At 61.6% G+C, this 18124-nt stretch carries 24 protein-coding genes and 1 pseudogene; 23 read left to right on the forward strand and 2 right to left on the reverse strand.

Features of this window, described 5'->3' with window-relative positions:
• Nucleotides 1–64 precede the first annotated feature (64 nt).
• The 22 genes and pseudogenes from SLW75_RS17040 (at nucleotide 65) to SLW75_RS17145 (ending at nucleotide 17142) form a co-directional block, all read left to right on the forward strand.
• Entirely contained in the window at nucleotides 65–532 is a 468-nt protein-coding gene (locus SLW75_RS17040) for a head completion/stabilization protein (protein ID WP_410934994.1), read from the forward strand.
• Nucleotides 532–744, forward strand: coding sequence for a tail protein X (locus SLW75_RS17045; protein ID WP_346628038.1), 213 nt, complete (start codon nucleotides 532–534; stop codon nucleotides 742–744). Before SLW75_RS17040 ends, SLW75_RS17045 begins: the two co-directional genes overlap by 1 nt.
• A 62-nt stretch (nucleotides 745–806) precedes the next feature.
• Entirely contained in the window at nucleotides 807–1121 is a 315-nt protein-coding gene (locus SLW75_RS17050) for a phage holin, lambda family (protein ID WP_110950439.1), read from the forward strand.
• A complete protein-coding gene (locus SLW75_RS17055; RefSeq protein ID WP_410934995.1) occupies nucleotides 1118–1957 on the forward strand; it encodes an N-acetylmuramidase domain-containing protein in 840 nt (279 codons plus the stop codon). Before SLW75_RS17050 ends, SLW75_RS17055 begins: the two co-directional genes overlap by 4 nt.
• Nucleotides 1954–2160, forward strand: a complete 207-nt coding sequence (locus SLW75_RS17060; RefSeq protein WP_410934996.1) for a hypothetical protein — start codon at nucleotides 1954–1956, stop codon at nucleotides 2158–2160. Before SLW75_RS17055 ends, SLW75_RS17060 begins: the two co-directional genes overlap by 4 nt.
• Nucleotides 2157–2600, forward strand: coding sequence for an Rz-like lysis system protein LysB (lysB, locus tag SLW75_RS17065; RefSeq protein ID WP_410934997.1), 444 nt, complete (start codon nucleotides 2157–2159; stop codon nucleotides 2598–2600). Before SLW75_RS17060 ends, lysB begins: the two co-directional genes overlap by 4 nt.
• Nucleotides 2515–2709 (forward strand): annotated as a pseudogene (lysC, locus tag SLW75_RS17070) (Rz1-like lysis system protein LysC); the annotation flags it as partial. The gene lysB and the pseudogene lysC, both read left to right, overlap by 86 nt.
• Nucleotides 2706–3188, forward strand: a complete 483-nt coding sequence (locus tag SLW75_RS17075) for a phage tail protein (RefSeq protein WP_410934998.1) — start codon at nucleotides 2706–2708, stop codon at nucleotides 3186–3188. The pseudogene lysC and the gene SLW75_RS17075, both read left to right, overlap by 4 nt.
• Nucleotides 3185–3637, forward strand: coding sequence for a phage virion morphogenesis protein (locus SLW75_RS17080; protein WP_410934999.1), 453 nt, complete (start codon nucleotides 3185–3187; stop codon nucleotides 3635–3637). The genes SLW75_RS17075 and SLW75_RS17080 overlap by 4 nt, the downstream gene beginning before the upstream one ends.
• Before the next feature lie 74 nt (nucleotides 3638–3711).
• Nucleotides 3712–4257, forward strand: a complete 546-nt coding sequence (locus SLW75_RS17085) for a phage baseplate assembly protein V (RefSeq protein WP_410935000.1) — start codon at nucleotides 3712–3714, stop codon at nucleotides 4255–4257.
• Nucleotides 4254–4607, forward strand: coding sequence for a GPW/gp25 family protein (locus SLW75_RS17090; protein ID WP_410935001.1), 354 nt, complete (start codon nucleotides 4254–4256; stop codon nucleotides 4605–4607). Before SLW75_RS17085 ends, SLW75_RS17090 begins: the two co-directional genes overlap by 4 nt.
• Nucleotides 4604–5518, forward strand: coding sequence for a baseplate J/gp47 family protein (locus SLW75_RS17095; protein ID WP_410935002.1), 915 nt, complete (start codon nucleotides 4604–4606; stop codon nucleotides 5516–5518). The genes SLW75_RS17090 and SLW75_RS17095 overlap by 4 nt, the downstream gene beginning before the upstream one ends.
• On the forward strand, nucleotides 5515–6126 hold the full coding sequence (locus SLW75_RS17100) for a phage tail protein I (RefSeq protein WP_410935003.1): 612 nt from the start codon (nucleotides 5515–5517) through the stop codon (nucleotides 6124–6126). The genes SLW75_RS17095 and SLW75_RS17100 overlap by 4 nt, the downstream gene beginning before the upstream one ends.
• A complete protein-coding gene (locus tag SLW75_RS17105; RefSeq protein WP_410935004.1) occupies nucleotides 6123–9104 on the forward strand; it encodes a phage tail protein in 2982 nt (993 codons plus the stop codon). Before SLW75_RS17100 ends, SLW75_RS17105 begins: the two co-directional genes overlap by 4 nt.
• Before the next feature lie 22 nt (nucleotides 9105–9126).
• The gene (locus SLW75_RS17110; protein WP_410935005.1) at nucleotides 9127–9816 is read left to right on the forward strand and encodes a tail fiber assembly protein; all 690 of its coding nucleotides are present in this window, start codon (nucleotides 9127–9129) and stop codon (nucleotides 9814–9816) included.
• A gap of 116 nt (nucleotides 9817–9932) precedes the next feature.
• Nucleotides 9933–11105: a phage tail sheath protein gene (locus tag SLW75_RS17115; protein ID WP_410935006.1), complete on the forward strand. Its 1173-nt coding sequence runs from the start codon at nucleotides 9933–9935 to the stop codon at nucleotides 11103–11105.
• Between the two features lie 50 nt (nucleotides 11106–11155).
• A complete protein-coding gene (locus SLW75_RS17120) occupies nucleotides 11156–11671 on the forward strand; it encodes a phage major tail tube protein (RefSeq protein ID WP_192130761.1) in 516 nt (171 codons plus the stop codon).
• A 57-nt stretch (nucleotides 11672–11728) separates the two neighbouring features.
• Nucleotides 11729–12064: a phage tail assembly protein gene (locus SLW75_RS17125; protein ID WP_410935007.1), complete on the forward strand. Its 336-nt coding sequence runs from the start codon at nucleotides 11729–11731 to the stop codon at nucleotides 12062–12064.
• A gap of 8 nt (nucleotides 12065–12072) precedes the next feature.
• Entirely contained in the window at nucleotides 12073–12192 is a 120-nt protein-coding gene (locus tag SLW75_RS17130; RefSeq protein ID WP_110950425.1) for a GpE family phage tail protein, read from the forward strand.
• Entirely contained in the window at nucleotides 12185–15409 is a 3225-nt protein-coding gene (locus tag SLW75_RS17135) for a phage tail tape measure protein (RefSeq protein WP_410935008.1), read from the forward strand. Before SLW75_RS17130 ends, SLW75_RS17135 begins: the two co-directional genes overlap by 8 nt.
• A gap of 6 nt (nucleotides 15410–15415) precedes the next feature.
• Nucleotides 15416–15856 carry a phage tail protein gene (locus SLW75_RS17140; protein WP_110950424.1) on the forward strand — a complete coding sequence of 147 codons (441 nt, stop codon included), beginning with the start codon at nucleotides 15416–15418 and terminating at the stop codon, nucleotides 15854–15856.
• Complete coding sequence (locus SLW75_RS17145) at nucleotides 15853–17142, forward strand: phage late control D family protein (protein WP_410935009.1); 1290 nt, start codon at nucleotides 15853–15855, stop codon at nucleotides 17140–17142. Before SLW75_RS17140 ends, SLW75_RS17145 begins: the two co-directional genes overlap by 4 nt.
• Before the next feature lie 30 nt (nucleotides 17143–17172).
• Here SLW75_RS17145 and SLW75_RS17150 read toward each other — a convergent pair whose 3' ends face one another.
• Nucleotides 17173–17346, reverse strand: coding sequence for a hypothetical protein (locus SLW75_RS17150; protein WP_192130758.1), 174 nt, complete (start codon nucleotides 17344–17346; stop codon nucleotides 17173–17175).
• A gap of 116 nt (nucleotides 17347–17462) precedes the next feature.
• Nucleotides 17463–17819 (reverse strand): helix-turn-helix domain-containing protein, encoded by a 357-nt coding sequence (locus tag SLW75_RS17155; RefSeq protein WP_410935010.1) that lies wholly within the window; start codon nucleotides 17817–17819, stop codon nucleotides 17463–17465.
• Nucleotides 17820–17922: 103 nt separating this feature from the next.
• On the opposite strand from SLW75_RS17155, the gene SLW75_RS17160 reads away from it, so the two are divergent.
• Nucleotides 17923–18123 (forward strand): DNA-binding protein, encoded by a 201-nt coding sequence (locus SLW75_RS17160; protein WP_410935180.1) that lies wholly within the window; start codon nucleotides 17923–17925, stop codon nucleotides 18121–18123.
• Nucleotide 18124 lies beyond the last annotated feature (1 nt).

Below are 18124 nucleotides of genomic sequence, written 5' to 3' on the forward strand. Positions count from 1 at the left end.
GATCAGCAGGTTCTCTCCTTTCCTTGCTGAGACGCCTCGGCCACCGCCGACTTAGGGCAGAAACATGAGCGGATTCATTGCCACTGGCACATACACTACTGCCCCGTACCCCATCACGAACGACGGATTCTGGCCGGACATCGATGGCGCCCATGTGCGCGCATCTTTGAGGATCGATGGCAGCGTCACCGACGCGCGTCTTGAGGTGGCGATCGTCAACGCGCTGATTCAAGTCAACGGCGAGTTGAGCGCAGTCAAGAAAGGCTACAAAACCGGCGGCTACGCCACTCTGGAAGCGGTACCAGCGGATGAGATCAAGGGCATCAGCCTGCTCGTCCATCTCTATCGCCGATCAATTTATTGCACTGCCGGCGCCGAACTCACCGAGCGGTACCGCAGCTATGACACCTCAACCGAAGGCAACAAAAACGCCGACGAACTGACGCCGTCAGTCGACGAATATCGCCGTGATGCCCGGTTCGCGATTCGCGATCTGCTGGGTGTTCCGCACTCGACAGTAGAGCTCATCTGATGGCGACGACCGTGTACGCCCAACAGCACGACACCGTCGACGCGCTCTGCTGGCGGGTGTACGGCCGCACTGCCGGCGTCACAGAGGCGGTGCTGAACGCGAACCCCGGCCTTGCCGATCTGGGCCCCGTCCTGCCGCACGGCACGGCGGTGATCCTCCCAGACGCGGCCCCCCAGGCTCAGGTCCTGCAAATGGTGAATCTATGGGACTGATTCATCACACGACATTCACGGATGAACTCCCCATTCCACCCTCAGATAGCGGATCAAAGCGCATGCCTGACAAACCGGATTCATGGGCCTGGTTCGCTGCCTGGCTCCAACAAAACTGGCCTGCGTTTTACGCAGGTGGACTGGCCGCCGTGATCGCGGCCCTACGCATCATGTACGGCGGCGGCACATGGCGACGGGTTCTGCTGGAGGCTCCGTTGTGCGGGCTGCTGGCCCTTTCGGCGAGCCACGGCCTGTCGCTGCTAGGCATCCCCACGACGACCGGCCCGTTCTTCGGTGGCGTGATCGGCCTGCTGGGCGTTGAAACCACGCGCGCCATTGCCAAATCTTTCCTGAATCGCAAGGTGGAACAAGTATGAGCGTCTTACGTCATGGGGATCGCGGCCAGGAAGTCCGCGTGCTGCAGCAACGCCTGAACCTTCAAGGCGCGGGGCTTAATCCTGACGGCATTTTCGGGGATAGCACGGAGGCCGCAGTGCGCGATTACCAGCGCAAGGTTGGCTTGGTAATCGACGGTATTGCAGGCCAGAAAACTGTCATGGCCTTGTCCGGCGGCGATTGCTCCAACCTCCTGCAGCACGCCTCCCTGGTAAGCGCGGCGGCGAGACTGGGCATCGAACTCGCCGTAGTGATGGCCGTGAACGAGGTTGAAAGCCAAGGCAGCGGCTTCCTTGATAACGGCAAGCCCAAGATTCTGTTCGAGCGCCATGTCATGTACCGCCAGCTCGAAACCCCACGCACGCCCGACGATGACGCGGCGGCGCTGAAAAAGCATGCTGATCAGCTGGCTGCTGCCCAGCCCAACCTCGTCAATCCCAAGGCCGGTGGATATGCCGGCGGCTCCGCCGAGCATCAGCGCCTGGCGAACGCGCGTTTGATCGACGACGTATGCGCGTTGGAATCGGCCAGTTGGGGCGCGTTCCAGGTGATGGGCTACCACGCGGTGCGGCTCGGCTACGGCAGCGTCCAGGACTTTGCGTCGCGCATGTCCATGAACGAAAACGAGCAGTTCGAAGCCTTCGTGCGTTTCGTTGAAGCGGACGCGGGCCTGCTGAAGTCGTTGAAGGGCAAAAAGTGGGCTGCGTTCGCCAAGGAATACAACGGCCCGGACTATGCCCGGAATCTGTACGACACCAAGCTCGAACGTGCTTATCAGCGTCACGCTGCCGGCTGCCCAGTACCGGAGGCCGCATGATCGACCGCGACCAGATCCGCAAGCTGAGCCCCGTCGACGGCGATATCTTCACGCTGCCGGCAGATACCCCCTATGAACTGGTTGAGCAGCTGGGTGAAGCGATCACGATCGCCAAGCCCGGCATTAAGGTCATCGTGATCTGCGCCGACCTTCGCCAGGCCGACGAGTCCCTGATGAACGCCGCCGGCTGGTACCGGAAATGAGCACGCTGCGCCAGGCGCTGTACGGGCTGGCGTTGCTCTGCGCTTTGGGGTTGTTGCTCTGGGCCCAGTCCGAGCGGATCGAGATCGCAGACAAAAACGTCGAGCTGGCCCAAGGCGCCACAACCGCCGCGCTCGGCAGGGCCACCCGCAGCGAAGCTGTGGCCGCCCTGATGACCGGCGCGCTGGTTGCAGAGCGAAAGGCGCAAGCGGCGCTGCGCCTCCTGCAGAACGGCCTTCGCAAAGCGCTCTCAGATCGAAAGCAGACAATTGAGGACTTGAAACGTGAGAACGAAGAGCTTCGGCTATGGGCTGATCAGCCTCTCCCTGACGCTGCTCGCCGGCTGCGCGACCGCCCCGCCATCACCGGAGCCGCTGCTTATCGAGACTGGTTGTCCGGCCGTCGTGCCGTGCGTCCTGCCGGCGACGCGACCGCTCAGTAACGGCGCGCTTCTGGACGACCAGGACGTGATCGAGGCGGCGTGGGCTGACTGTGCGGCGCAAGTCGATACCGTCTATCAGCATCAGCTGGAACAGGCCCGGAAACCATGAACAAACACGAATCACTGCGCGCGCACCTGCTCGCGGCAGTTCCGGATCTGGCGCAGAATCCTGACCGGCTGATGATCTTCATCGACAATGGGAAAATCCGGAGTACCGCCGCGTTCGGCCTGTCGTTCGAATACATCTACACGCTCAATCTGATTCTTACCGACTACGCAGGCCACCCGGACGCCGTCGCCATCCCGCTGCTGGCGTGGGTGCTGGTAAACCAGCGTGAGCTGATGGAAAACGTCGATCGCAGCAAGGATTCGATCGTTTTCGAGGCGGATGTCCTGGACAACAGCAAGGTCGACCTGTCGATCAAACTGCCGCTAACCGAGCGGGTAATCGTCAAACGTCAGGACGATGGAACCCTGCAGGTCAGTCATCCGCCCGAGCCCGTCGTTGCCGACGACCCGTTCGACCTCGAAAGCCTCGAGCTCTTCACATCAGACGGGGTGTTCATCACGCGCTGGAACCGCCCATGAGCCAGGATCTTCACGCCCTGGAACAATGGGCCAGCGTACTACTGGCGAAATTAAGCGATTCCGAGCGCCGAAAACTGCTCGGCACGATGGCCCGTGATCTGCGGCGCAGCCAACAGAAACGGGTGACAGCCCAGCGCAATCTGGACGGTAGTTCGTTCGTGCCTCGTAAGCCAAAGGATCTGCGCGGAAAGAAGGGGCGCGTCAAAACGAAGATGTTCACCAAGCTTAAAACCGCGCGCTACCTGCGCACGGAAAACAACGCCGGCGGCTTCTCGATCGGCTTTGTCGGTCGCGTTGGACGGATCGCACGAATCCACCAGTACGGACTGCGCGACCGGCCGGCCAAAGGTCAAGCAGACGTGCAGTACGACACCCGGGAACTGCTAGGTTTCTCCGGAGACGAGCTGGAAACGATCCGGAATTCGCTGATCGATCACCTCGCTGGCTAACGCCGCCTTGTAGACCCCCCTCCTACACCGTCCCGGTGATGCGGCACGCACGCGCGAGCCGCACCATCTGCGTCATGGACTCCCTCACTGATGTAATTCGACGCCTAGAAAACCTGATCCGCGCCGGCACCATTGCCGCAATCGATCCGGCGATCCCCCGTTGCCAGGTTAAAACCGGGGGCCTGCTCACGGACTGGTTGCCGTTCTATACGCTGCGCGCCGGCGAGGACAGTGACTGGGATCCGCCAAGCATCAATGAGCAGTGCCTGGTGCTTTCGCTCTCCGGCAATCCAGCCCATGGCTTTGTTATCGCAGGCTTCAACAGCGACCTCTTCCCTTCGCCTGATCAGAGCCTCACCCGCCGTCGCCGCCGGTACCGCGACGGCGCGACCGTGGATTACGACACCGAAACCCACACCCTGACCGCAACGCTGCCAGACGGAGGCAAGGCGGTGCTGGTTGCGCCCGGCGGCGTACACATCACGGGCGACGTGGTGATCGAGGGCCTTGTGACTGTCAGCCAGGACGTTGTGGCGGGGCCGCTTGGGATCAGCCTGGTCAACCACCGAACTGCCGGCGTGAAGCGCGGCAACGAAGTTTCGAATGGGCCCATCCCATGATCGGCATGAACAGCAAAAACGGTAAGACGTTGACCGGCAGCGCGCATCTTGCTCAATCCATCAGCGACATCCTGAGCACGCCGCTGGGCACGCGAATCATGCGCCGGGACTACGGCAGCCAGCTGGCTGACCTCGTCGACTGGCCGTTGAACAACGCAACCAAGCTACAGGCGTATGCCGCCGTCGCGATCGCGTTGATGCGCTGGGAACCTCGCATTCGGCTGAGCCGGGTGCAGTTGTCACTCGGCGAGCAGCCCGGGCAAGCAATCCTCGACATCGAAGGCGCTGTGGTCGACACCAACGAACCTCTCAGCCTCCGCGTCCCCCTGACCCTGGGAGCGTCTGCATGAACACCTTTACTCCTATCGATCTGACCCTGCTGCCCGACCCGGACGTGGTCGAGCGCATTGATTACGAAGAGATCCTGGCCGAACGCAAAGCATATGCCGTCACCCTCTGGCCGGCCGATCAGCAGGCGGAAGTCGCGGCAACCCTGGCCCTTGAGTCGGAGCCACTCACAAAGTTGCTTCAGGAGAATGCCTACCGCGAGACGCTGTGGCGTCAGCGGGTCAACGAAGCGGCACTGGGCACCATGCTCGCCAAGGCCAAAGGCAAAGATCTGGAACAGGCGGCGGCGAACATGGACGTCGAGCGACTCACCGTGGCGCCGGCTGACCCGAGCACGATTCCTCCGACCCCTGCTGTGATGGAATCGGATGACAGCCTGCGCGAGCGAGCGCAGATGGCATGGGAAGGTCTATCAACGGCAGGCCCGAAAAACAGCTACATCCTGCATGCCCGCAGCGCTGACGGTCGTATCGCAGACGCCACCGCCGAGAGCCCCTCCCCGGCCGTTGCAGTGGTGACAGTGCAGGCGCTCCTGGGCGACGGCTCCGTCGACCAGGCCGTGCTCGATATCGTCTATGCCTACCTGAGCGATGAAGACCGGCGCCCGGTGGCTGATCGGCTGACCGTCCAATCCGCCGAGGTGTTGCAGTACGGCGTCGACGCGACGCTATATCTCGCTACCAATGGTCCCGAAGGTGAGCCAATCCGCGCTGCAGCCCAGCAAAAGCTGTCGGGGTTCGTCACCCAGCGCCGTCGCTTGGGGGTTGAGATTTCGGAATCCGCAGTCCATGCGGCGCTGCATGTTGAGGGCGTCCGCAAGGTCGTCCTGCACAACTGGACAGACATCAAGCCGACGCCATACCAGGCGGCCTATTGCACCAGCGTCAGCGTCGTGGTCGGTACCGAAGCATGACGGGGCTTTTACCTCCCAATGCGCAGTCGCTGGAGCAGCTCGCTGCGTCTGCCCTGACGCAGATCGAGCGCGTCCCGATTCCGATCCGTGACCTGGTCAACCCTGACCGCTGCCCGCTCGCGCTTCTGCCGTACCTGGCATGGGCGTTTTCTGTGGATCGATGGGACGAGCGCTGGCCCGAAGCGATAAAGCGCAAGGTCATCAAATCCTCGTACTTCGTACATTCCCGCAAAGGAACGATCGGCGCGCTGCGCCGGGTCGTGGAACCGCTGGGTTACCTGCTCGATGTCCGGGAGTGGTGGCAGCTCAAGCCCGAGGGCGTCCCGGGCACGTTCCAGCTGAAAGTCGGCGTCCTGGACACAGGCATCACTGACGAGATGTACCAGGAGCTGAGCGCGCTGATCGACGACGCCAAGCCCCTCACCCGCCATTTGATCGGGCTGGCTATCAGCCTCGAAACCAACGGCCGCACCTATCTGAGCGCTTCGATCAGCGAGGGCGATGTAATTGACGTTTACCCACCGCAACAGCGAGACATCGATGTCTCGGGTGTGATCGGCCGGGGTGGGCGCGAAACCACTATTGACACCCTGGACGTGTATTCATGACTGACCAAACCTCGCAGTTCTTTGCCATCCTCACGAATATCGGCGTCGCGAAGCAGGCCAACGCAGACGCGCTCGGCATCGCCTGGAAGATCACCCAGATGGGCGTGGGTGACGCCAATGGCACGGATCCGCAACCTGATGCCAAGCAGAAGTCGCTGATCCGGGAATGGCGCCGCGCGCCGCTCAATGAGCTCAAGCAGGACCCAAGTAACCCAGCCATCATCATCGCCGAGCAGGTCATCCCTGCGGAGATCGGCGGCAACTGGATCCGCGAGATCGGCCTCTATGACGCTGACGGCGACCTGGTGGCCGTAGCGAACTGCGCGCCCTCTTATAAGCCAACGCTCGCGCAGGGATCCGGCCGCACCCAAGTGGTCCGGATGAACCTGATTGTCAGCAACACGGCCAGCGTCGAGTTGAAGATTGACCCGAGCGTGGTACTCGCCACACGCGAATTCGTCTTGAGCGAGCTCGCCAAGCAGGACTTCAAGAGTTCGGTGATGGCGTGCGCCCCGGGTAGCATCGTGCTGAGCGGACTGCAGACCATCGACGGCGTGGCCGTTCCGGCAGGCAAGCGTGTTCTCGCTCCCTTTCAGACCGCCGCCAAGGATCGCGGAATCTGGGTTACCTCGGCGAATGCATGGGCCCGTGCAACGGATGCAGACACCAATGACGACGTGACGCCAGGTATGCTGGTTTTGATTGAGCAAGGCACGCTGTACGGCGACAGCGCCTGGCAATTGGTCACTGACGCACCGATTACCCTGGGCGTGACCGCGCTGAGGTTTGAGATGGCATGGGGCCGGACCGGCGTTGCCCCGGGCGAATACCGCAGCGTCACGGTCGACAATTACGGGCGCGTTCTGGCGGCCAACAACCCGACGACTGTGGCCGGCTACGGTCTGACGGATGTCTACACCAAGACGCAGATCGACAGCGCGCTACAGGCCAAGGCGAACACGGCCAGCCCCACTTTCACCGGTATTGCGAAGGCCCCGACGCCGGCGGTATCGAACAACAGCGATCAGATCGCGACGACGGCGTTCGTTCAGGCCATGTTCACCGCGCTGGTCGGCGCGGCGCCGGAGACGCTGAACCAGATCAACGAAATCGCGGCGGCGATGGGGAATGATCCGAACTTTGCGGCCACGGTGATGACCGCGATGGCCAAGCTGGCGCCGCTGCTGTCTCCGGTGCTTACCGGCGATCCGAGGGCACCGACCCCGGCGCTGGGCGACAACGACACCAGCATTGCCACGACCGCATTTGTGCAGGCTGCTTTGCGCGCTTTCGGCATCGGCTCGGCGGACAACGGAACCGGCAACACGCTGGACTTTAACCAGGCGCCCTGGGGCTCGTTCATCAAGGCCGAAGGCGTCGAGTCGGACGCAGCACTATACAACCGGCCGGTAACCGGTGCGGCGGGTAATGCGCCGGTTTGCTTCGACGTGCTGACGTTCGGTCTGGCGGGGCGAACTACCCAGCACGCCACGCAACTGTTTGCCCCGGGCGGTCGCGGCCGGACGTTTACTCGCGTGCAGCACGACTCGACGTGGTTTCCGTGGCGCGAAATCGCCATGACCGATTCGCCGGCGCTTCTCGGTGCGCCGACGGCCCCGACGGTTCCGTTCAATACGGAAAATGCCCAGCTGGCGAACATGCAGGCCCTTGGCGATGCGAAGCAAGGCTGGCGAGGCGTGGGCATTGGCTACACCGCGTCGGCGGTGCTTAACCCTACTTCCGTTGGGCGCTGGCATCGGGTGACGGTGGCAGGCGTTACGCTAACGCTGCCGTCCAAGTCAGAAGTGGAGGCGGGCAAGGCGCTGGCTATTCACAACGCCTCGGCCGGTAATATAACGATCAAGGCAACCGGGACGGAGGTTATTGCGATTCCCGGGGGCGGTTCCTCGATGACGCTGGCGCCCAACGAGTGGGTGCAGTTTGCGTACAACTCCGACGCCATTTACTTGCCGGGCGGTCGCGGAAAGCTGGTTGAGACCGCTGCGATTGATTCGCCGGTGTTTATCGGTGATCCGAGAGCCCCGACCGCGCCCGTGGGTGACAGCGACACCACGATTGCCACGACAGCGTTTGTACAGATGGCGCTCGCTGCATTCGGTGTCGGGACGTGGACCGGCCCGCTGTCAGCCGACTTGAACACGACCATACTGGGAGGGTTCTTTCGTACCAACAGTGCAACGGCAAACTCGCCGCTTACCGGGAACATGTCGGGAATCGTGATTCCCTACAACAACGGCGGTTGCATGCAGATCGCGGCGCTGCTGTCGAGTAATACGGCCATGGCAAGGATCTACTTCAGGACTCAATCGTCCGGGGCATGGTCGGCGTGGAAAGAGTTCGGGGTTACCGATAGTCCTGTGTTGCTTGGGAATCCAACAGGCCCAACCCCGGCGCCCGGTGACAGCAGCAAGTCGCTGGCCACTACTGAGTTTGTCCGCAGCGCTGCGGGCGACATGGTGGGCATGGTGGGCATGTTTGCCATGCCTACACCGCCAGACGGATGGCTCAAGCGAAACGGGGCGGCAGTATCGCGCACCACCTACGCGGCTCTGTTCGCGAGAATCGGCACGCTTTGGGGCGCAGGCGATGGGTCGACGACCTTTAACCTGCCCGATGCTCGCGGCTACTTCGACCGTGCATGGGATGACGCGCGGGGCATCGACCCGAGCCGCGCCTTTGCTACCAATCAGGCCACGCAGAACCAAAGCCACGGGCACAGCGGCACCGCCTTGAGTGCTGGGGCGCACACCCATAACACGACGTTTGTCAGGGAAATGATCTACGCACCTGACGCGGGTTCCGGCAACGCCGTTTTGGGTGACCAGCTGGGCGATGGGTATCAATACATGACGTCAGATTCGGCGGGCGCGCACACGCATACGTTGAGCATTGCCGCCTCTGGTGGCAATGAATCACGGCCCCCTAACCAAGCGTATCTGGCGTGCATCAAGTTCTGATTAACAGCGAGTGGAAATTCAAATGACCGAAGGTAAAGAGAGCCTGATGCCGCCTGCAGTTGAGGCGCCTGTAGGACGTTGGTGGGAGCAAGACGGCGTTTTCGCCCCCACCGTCTGCCACGTATCGCCGTTGACTGGCGAATTTATGGGCATGGGCGTTGCCGATCCGAGCCCATTAGAACCAGGTGTATGGCTCATGCCGGCGCATACATACCAGGGCGAGGCGCCAATCGTGTTTCCAGGGTGTGCAGCGGTCCGAGGCGGCGCTGATGGCATGTGGCATCAAGTGCCCGACTATCGGGGCAAAACCGTTTACGACAAAGACACTCGGGCCGCGAGCAAGCATCAAGAGCTCGGCGAGCTCCCGGAACTCTTCACGCTTTCGGCGCCCTCCTCTGACTTCGATGTCTGGCAAGGTGGGCAGTGGGTACTCGATGTCGCAGCCAAAAATGCGGCGTTGACGAATCGGGCTGGATTGAAGAAAGCGCTGCTGGCCCAGTGCGCCGGCGGCGTGATTTCAACCCTGCAGTACGCGGTGGACAACGGTATCGCCGATGAGGCGGAGATCGAGCTTCTGGATGCCTGGCGAACGTACACCGTCACATTGAGCCGAGTCGCCCCGGGGCCCGAGGTCGTTTGGCCGAACAGTCCGGATGACCCTGCAACCGCCGCCTTCCTCCAGTCGCGCGGCTACGAGGACGTTGCCGTTTAAGCATCATGGGCTTGCAACTCGCCTTGTGAGCCCTTCCCTTACAAGCCCCCCCGCTACATTCCTCGACGCGCGCGCGTCAATCTGCGCTCTACCGCCATCAACGCGCAGGATCCCCCATGCCATCCGATTATCACCACGGCGTACGAGTCGTCGAAATCAACGAGGGCTCACGCCCTGTACGCACAGTCGCCACCGCCGTGATCGGCATGGTCTGCACCGCCGAAGACGCGGACGCGGCGACCTTCCCGCTCAATAAGCCCGTGCTTCTGACTGACGTGCTGACCGCCAGCGCCAAAGCCGGCGTGAAAGGCACTCTTGCGCGAAGCCTGGATGCGATCGCCGATCAGTCCAGCCCTGTCACTGTCGTCGTCCGTGTCGCCGAGGGCGCAGACGCCGCCGCCACTAGCTCCAATGTGATCGGCGGCGTGAATGCCAGTGGTCAGTACACAGGTTTGAAAGCGCTCCTGGCCGCAGAGGCCCAGTTGGGCGTTCGTCCGCGCATTTTGGGTGTTCCTGGTCTGGACAGCCTTCCGGTGGCTACCGAGCTGGTCGCTATCGCTCAGAAGCTTCGCGGGTTTGCATACGCCAATGCCTGGAACTGCGAAACAGTCTCTGAGGCCATCGCCTACCGCGAGAACTTCGGCGCCCGCGAGCTGATGACCATCTGGCCCGACTTCATCAACTTCGACACTGCGCTGAACGCCGACGCTACCGCATCTGCCGTGGCGCGCGCATTGGGCCTGCGAGCGAAGATCGATCAGCAAGTGGGCTGGCACAAGACCATCTCCAACATCGCGGTCGATGGCGTCACCGGTTTGAGCAAGGACGTGTACTGGGACTTGCAGAGCCCCGACACCGATGCAGGGCTGCTGAACGCCGCTGACGTGACCACGCTGATTCGGCGCGACGGCTTCCGCTTCTGGGGCTCGCGCACCTGCAGCGACGATCCGCTGTTCGCCTTCGAGAACTACACGCGAACCGCCCAGGTACTGGCCGACACGATGGCCGAGAACCACTTCTGGGCCGTGGACAAGCCGATGCACCCAAGCTTGGTGCGCGACATCGTGGAAGGCATCAACGCCGCATTCCGTGACCTGGTGCGCCAGGGGTATCTGATCGGCGGCGAGTGCTGGTACGACGAGGCCGCAAACGACAAGGACACCCTCAAGGCCGGCAAGCTTTTCCTGGACTACGACTACACGCCCGTACCGCCGCTGGAGAACTTGGGCCTGCGTCAGCGCATCACCGATCGGTACCTGGTCGACTTCGCCAGCCGCGTAAACGGCTGATCCCTTATTGAATAGCGCGGCCACGGCCGCGCCTGCAGGAGAGCGCCACTATGGCTCTGCCCAAAAAGCTCAAGAACATGAACCTGTACAACGACGGCGTCAGCTACGTCGGCCAGTGCAAGACCGTCACCCTGCCGAAGCTGGGCCGCAAGCTGGAAGCCTGGCGCGGCGGCGGTATGGATGGCCCGGTGAAGGTCGACCTCGGCCATAGCGATGACGGTATCTCGATGGAATGGACGCTCGGCGGCTGGGACCTCACCGCACTGCGCCAATACGGCGCCGTATCTGTCAGCGGCGTCCAGTTGCGATGGGCTGGATCGGTCCAGCGGGACGATGACGAGCAGGTATCCGCTGTGGAAGTGGTTGTTCGCGGCCGGCATGAAGAGATCGACATGGGCGACTCGGAAGGCGGCGAAGACACCGAGCACAAATTTAACACCGCCTGCAGCTACTACAAGCTGACGATCGACGGAAACGTCGAGGTGGAAATCGACCTGCTCAACTTCATTTTCGTCGTCAACGGCGAGGACAGGCTCGCCGCACACCGAAAGGCGATCGGCCTGTAAGCACCCCTCAACGCGCCGGCTTTCCCGGCGCTTCACTCCCCATAACGGGTACCAATCATGACCACCACCGAAACCTCCAACGAAGTTACCGCCGTCGAGCCGAACCCGAACACCGTCATCCTGGACAGCCCGATCAAACGCGGCTCGTCCGAGATCCACGAGGTCACTCTTCGCAAACCCATGGCAGGCGAACTGCGCGGGGTAACGCTGACCGACCTTCTGCAAATGGACGTACTCGCCCTGCGCAAAGTGCTCCCGCGTATCACTAACCCGACCTTGACCGAACACGAAATCGGCCAGATGGATCCTGCCGATCTGGTTCAGCTCGCGAGCTTGGTAACTGGTTTTTTGTTGCCGAAGTCGGCGAAGGCGGATGCATCCCTCGTTGCGTAGATGACGCAATGGCGGACATCGCCGTGATTTTCCACTGGGGACCAGCGGCGATGGATCCGCTGTCCCTGACCGAACTGATGGACTGGCGCGAACGCGCCCGCGTGCGAAGTGGGGCTAAGGATGAGTGACAAGCTGCGGCTGGAAGTACTGCTGTCGGCGATCGACAAGGTAACCGGCCCCCTGAAACAGATCAGCGCCGGGAGTACTTCCACCTCGCGCGCGCTCAAAGCGGCCCGGGACCAGCTCAGGGAGCTGAACGCCCAACAGTCCAACATCTCCAGCTACACACGTCAGAAAGAAGCGGTTCGCCAGTCCTCCGAGGAGCTCGCCAAGGCGCAGAACAGATTGCGTGCGCTGCGCGAGCAGCTGCAGGGCATGGACGCGCCTACAGCCGCCTTCCAGAAATCCTTCGTCAACGCGAGCAGCGCTGTCGAAAAGCTGACCAACAAACATACGGCCCAGCGATCGGAGCTGCAGCGACTCATCCCGCTCATGCGATCGACGGGTGCTGATACCCGCAACCTCGGAACCACCGAGCGCCGTCTGAAGAGCGAGATCGAGGCGGCGAACATCGCCATCCAATCGCAGAAGGACCGGCTATCGGCGCTCGCCAAGCAGCAGGAGCGCGTGTCCCGCGCGCAGAAGAACTATTCCAAGGGGAAGGAATTAGCCGGCAACGCTGCAGTAGCAGGAGCGAGTGCGGGCGCTGTCGGCGCCGCCGCCGGCATGCCGATTCTGGGCATGATCAAAAACTACGCCTCCTACGAAGACGCCATGGCAGGCGTCGCAAAGCAGGTCAGCGGCGCCCGGGATGACAATGGGCAACTGACAGCGACCTATTACGAAATGGGCGCGGCCATCAAGAAGATGTCCGAGACCATCCCCATGGCGACGACCGATATCGCCGCCTTGGTAGAAGGCGGCGCCAGGATGGGCGTCGAAGGTAAAGACAATCTGCTCGAGTTCGCGCGCGTGGCGGCGACAGCGGCAACTGCCTTCGAACTTCCGGCCGAGCAAGTGGGCGAAAACCTTGCGCGAATTGCCCAGCTCTACCATCTGCCGATCAAGAACGTCAGCCAGTTGGGTGATGCGATCAACTACCTCGACGACAACGCCATGTCCAAGGGCAAAGACATCATCGACGTGATGCAGCGCACTGCAGGCGTCACGGCCTCGGTCGGGATGTCGTTCAAGGATGCGGCGGCGCTGGGCTCCACGTTTCTGACACTGGGGGCATCGTCAGAGATCGCAGCAACTGCAACGAACGCGATGATTCGCGAGCTGGCTATCGCCACCCAGCAGCCCAAGCGCTTCGTCAAAGGTCTGCAGGCGATCGGGCTGGAAGCGAAATCCGTCCAGGACGGCATGACCAAAGACGCCACCGGCACGATTCAAAAGGTGCTGGAGGCAGTCAATAAGCTGCCGAAAAACAAGCAGCTGGGGGTCATGACTCAACTGTTCGGTAAAGAATACGGGGACGATGCCGCCAAGCTCGCGTCGAACCTGGGCGAATATAAGCGCCAGCTCGATCTAGTGAATGGCGCAAAGGCCGCGCCTAAACGCGACGGCTCGATGCAGCGCGAGGGCGACATTCGGGCCGACCTGCTTGCAGCTCGCTGGCAGATGGCACAAAACCGCATGTTCAACCTGAGCAGCGCGCTCGGCGCCACCTTGCGGCCGGCACTGATCGAGCTGGTCAACGGTTTGAACGGTGTCATGGCGCGCCTCACGGCCTGGGCAGACGCCAACCCTGGCCTGGTACTGGGTATTCTGAAAGTTGTCGCCGGCATCGCCGCTCTGTCGATCGGATTCAGCTCTGTCGCGCTCGCCCTGGCGACCGCGCTCGGCCCTTTCCTGGCGGTGCGCTACGGTTTGTCGCTGATTGGGATCAAGCTGCCGTCGCTCATTGGGATGATGATTAACCTGGGGTCAAAGGTGCTGCCCTTTGTGGGGCAGGCTTTCATGTGGCTCGGCCGGCTGTTTTTGACCAACCCGATCGGCCTGGCCATCTCTGCGATCGCACTCGCGGCATACCTGATCTATGCCAACTGGGACAAGGTGAAAACCTACTTCGCAAGCGCCTGGGGGGAAATCAAACAGGGCTTCAGCGGGGGCATCGGAAGCATCCTGAAGACGATCGCAAATTTCAGCCCGATCGGCCTGATCTATCAGGCGTTCGCGGCGGTGATGAGCTACATGGGTGTTGAGCTGCCCAACCGGTTCACTGAATTCGGCGGAATGATCATGACCGGCCTGGTCAACGGCATCCGGAACGCCATGGGCAGCGTGAAGACAGCTATTTCCGATGCCGGTACCGAAACGATCGGTTGGTTCAAGGAAAAGCTCGGGATCCACAGCCCGTCGCGGGTGTTTGCCGAGCTCGGTGGCTTCACCATGGCCGGTCTTGCACAGGGGCTGACTCAGACACAGAGCGGCCCGCTCGAGGCGGTTGCGACCATTGCAAAGCGCGTCGCTCAAGCCGGCACTATCACGATCGGCACCAACGTGACGCCACCTGCAGCACTGCCAAGGGCGCCGGTGCTTCCTGCTGTTTCAGGGGCTCCTGCCCCGGGTGAATCGCAGGGGCTACTGTCCAGCATCACCGACGCGGGGAAGACGATGGCGAACGCCGGGCTGAGTGCGATCACAGCGCTGTCGTCTGCCGCGTCGCAAGCCGGCCTATCTAACACGCCTGCCAGCATGGTACTGAGCGTGGTGTCGACCTTGGGCAAGAGCTTGGCGCAACTGGGTGGGACGCCGAGTCAAGCTGCACCCGCCCAAACGATGCTGCCGGTCCAGGGCGCGCCAGAGAGTGCGGCCGGAACGCCGCTGATCCAACCCCAGCCGAGCCTGGTGGCGACACAACCCATCCAGAAACCCCGCGACGGAGCTGCAGTAACGCAGGCCCCGGCCGCACCTAAAACGTCGCCCGACATGCTCGGGGTGCTTGTAGGCATTGGGAAGCGAGTCGCGCAGGTCGGGCAAATCGCGATCGGGATGGCCGGAGCAGGTCGCCCCGCCGGCGCGGCCCCTTCCGAGGCACCTGAAGGCTTTGGAGTGCTCGATGCAATCAGCGTGATGGGCAAGAACTTGACTCAAGCAGGAGCCATCGCAGTGGGAATGACCGCAGCGCCGGCATCCATTGCCGTCGACAGCCGGCCACCTATCGCCTCAGTCGCGCCACAGCCGGTCGTGCAATCGGCCCCGGACCACATCGAAATCAACATTCACGCAGCCCCGGGAATGGATGCGGCCGCAATCGCCCGAGCGGTTTCTGCCGAGCTGGATAAACGTCAAAACGCAAAGCGGGCTCGGGCACGTAGTTCGCTGTATGACCAGGAGTAAACGACCATGATGATGGCCCTCGGCATGTTCATCTTCAGCCTTGAAACGTTGGTGTACCAGGAGCTGCAGCGGCAAACGGAATGGCGGCACGGATCCACCTCCCGCATCGGCACCAATCCGGCACGTCAGTTTCTCGGACGCGGCGACGATTCGATCACGCTTCCCGGCGTTCTCCTGCCGGCACTCGCTGGCACGCCGTTGAGCGTCGACACGCTGCGTTACATGGCCGACACCGGCAAGGCTTACCCGTTGGTCGAGGGGACCGGCCGCATTCTCGGCATCTGGGTGATCGAAAGCATCAACGAGACGCGCACGCTGTTCTTCCAGGACGGCGCAGCGCGTCGAATTGAATTCACTATCGCGTTGAAGCGCATCGACGACGGCCGCGTTGATTTGCTCGGCTCTGCCGTAAGCAGCGCGGGCAACATTTTGAGGGCCGTCCTGTGATCGATGAGGCTATTGACCAAGTCGACCGCTACTTGAACAGCGCGCAGAAATCCATGCGCGAGGCCAAGGCTTATCCCCGCCCTATCTGCCGTCTGATGGTCGACGGCCGCGATATTACGGCGGCGGTAGAAAAGCGCCTGGTCAGTATTGAGCTCACTGACAACCGCGGACTCGAGGCGGACCAGCTGGACGTGACGCTTTCCGACCATGACGGCCTGCTAGTGATCCCGCCCAAGGGTGCCACGCTTCGAGTCTGGCTCGGGTGGAGTGATACCGGGCTGGTCGATAAGGGAACGTTTACGGTCGATGAAACTGAACACAGCGGCGCTCCGGATCAATTGAGCATCCGAGCGAGGAGCGTCGACCTGCGCGCGGGGCTCAAGGTCAAGCGTGAGCGTAGCTGGCACCGTCAGACGATAGGCGCAGTAATCACAGCGATCGCAGGGACTTACGGGCTCGCACCAGTCATCAGCGCGGTGTTGAACGTCATCGAGCTGGTGCACCTCGACCAGGCGAATGAATCGGATGCGAATTTGCTGACGCGTCTGGGCCAGGAGTACGACGCAATCGCGACGGTCAAGGCTGACAGATTGCTGTTCCTGCCGATCGGCAAGGCGACCAACGCGAGCGGGTTGAATTTGCCACACGTCACACTCACGCGGCTCGATGGTGACCAGCACCGCTTCCTGCAGGCGGACCGTGACAGCTACACCGGCGTGCGGGCCTTCTACTACGACGTCAACAGCGCCGAGAAAAAAAGCGCCATTTCCGGTGGCGGGGAGAACATCAAGGATCTGAGGCACTCTTTCACGGATCGAAAAAGTGCCCTCGTGGCGGCGCGTGCGGAGTGGAACAGACTGCAGCGCGGGACCGCGACTCTGAGCTATACGCTCGCCCACGGCCGACCCGATCTTGCGCCGGAACTCACATACACGCTGACAGGAATCAAGCAGCAAATTGCCGACATTATTTGGCTCGGCGGCAATGTGAAGCACAGTTTCACCTCGGACGCCTTCACCACCAGTCTGGAGCTGGAATCGCAATTGCCCGATGGGGATGAGGTTGCCGAGCTAGCGGAGGATGGCAAAAGCTACACGGGCATCATTGCCTGGTACCGGGAATCTAAGACCGCGAAACAGCACACTGTCACGGCAGGCGACCAGGCGCAGCCACGACGGCTAACGCACCTGTACGAAAGCAAGGCGACGGCGAAGCGGGCAGTTGAAAGGGAATATAAACGGCTGCAGGCAAAAAACAGTGCGCCTACTGCCGGAGCTCCGGCGTGAGCAGCCGGAGCGCGGTTGCGCAACGGGGGCCTATTTCGTCCGGGCCAGCATTTCTGCCAGGCGCTGCAGGTGCGCCTGATCGGTTTCCGACATCAGTCGGTACCGCTGGAGCAACAAATACTCCAGTTGGGTCAACTTCAAGTCGGGACAATCGTTGTTTCGAGCATCCTGCTCAAGCTTCTCCAAAACGCCTCGATCCAACATGCTCAATACTCCTGGGAAACGGAAAGCATCAACAGTTTCGCAGGATTCTAAATAGCCCAAAGTCGCTACTTTCAGCGATTGGCGATGGATGCAGTTATCGGTCAGTTGTGGGATGTCTATTCGGGTTCAGTCGCAGGATTGACGCGCCCGGTATTCATTTCTGCAAGGCCGGTTACAACGCGTCGGGCCACGGCCTGATCCGCAGGACTCAACGAACGGATAGAGCAAATCAGCTCGGCCTCAATCCCCGCTTGGGCTTCGACGGCATGGTCGCGTCTTCCGAAAAGCACGTACATCACATCGACCCCAACTTTCGCGATAGCCAACAAATACGCCGTGTCCGGGTTCTGTCGGCCGCGCTCATAGTTGCCCTGGGAGTTGCGTTTAACCCCTCCAACGTCAGCCAGCTCGTTCTGGTTTATGCCAAGCCGGTCGCGCTCTTCCCGGAGCCGCTCGCCCAAAGTTTTTTCCAAGGAATCTCCAGACACACAAATATTTGGCATTCGCCACTTTACACACACAATTTCTTGGGCATAATGATGGCACACACAACACGATTGAACACACATGAACACTATGCCCGTCCTCCTGACAGCCGAGCAAGCCCGCGCAGAACTTGACCGAAATGGGGTAACGATCGCCGAGTTCTGCCGGAAACATGCTCTGAACAAAAGTTTGGTCAGCGATCTATTGAACGGTCGGAAAAAAGGCGTTCGAGGCGAGGCACGACGAGCAGCTGTGCTCCTGCGTATCAAAGACGGCGTGATATCAAAATAAT

Source organism: Pseudomonas sp. W5-01 (genome assembly GCF_046540435.1).
In the GTDB taxonomy this organism is placed as follows: Bacteria; Pseudomonadota; Gammaproteobacteria; order Pseudomonadales; family Pseudomonadaceae; genus Aquipseudomonas; species Aquipseudomonas graminis_B.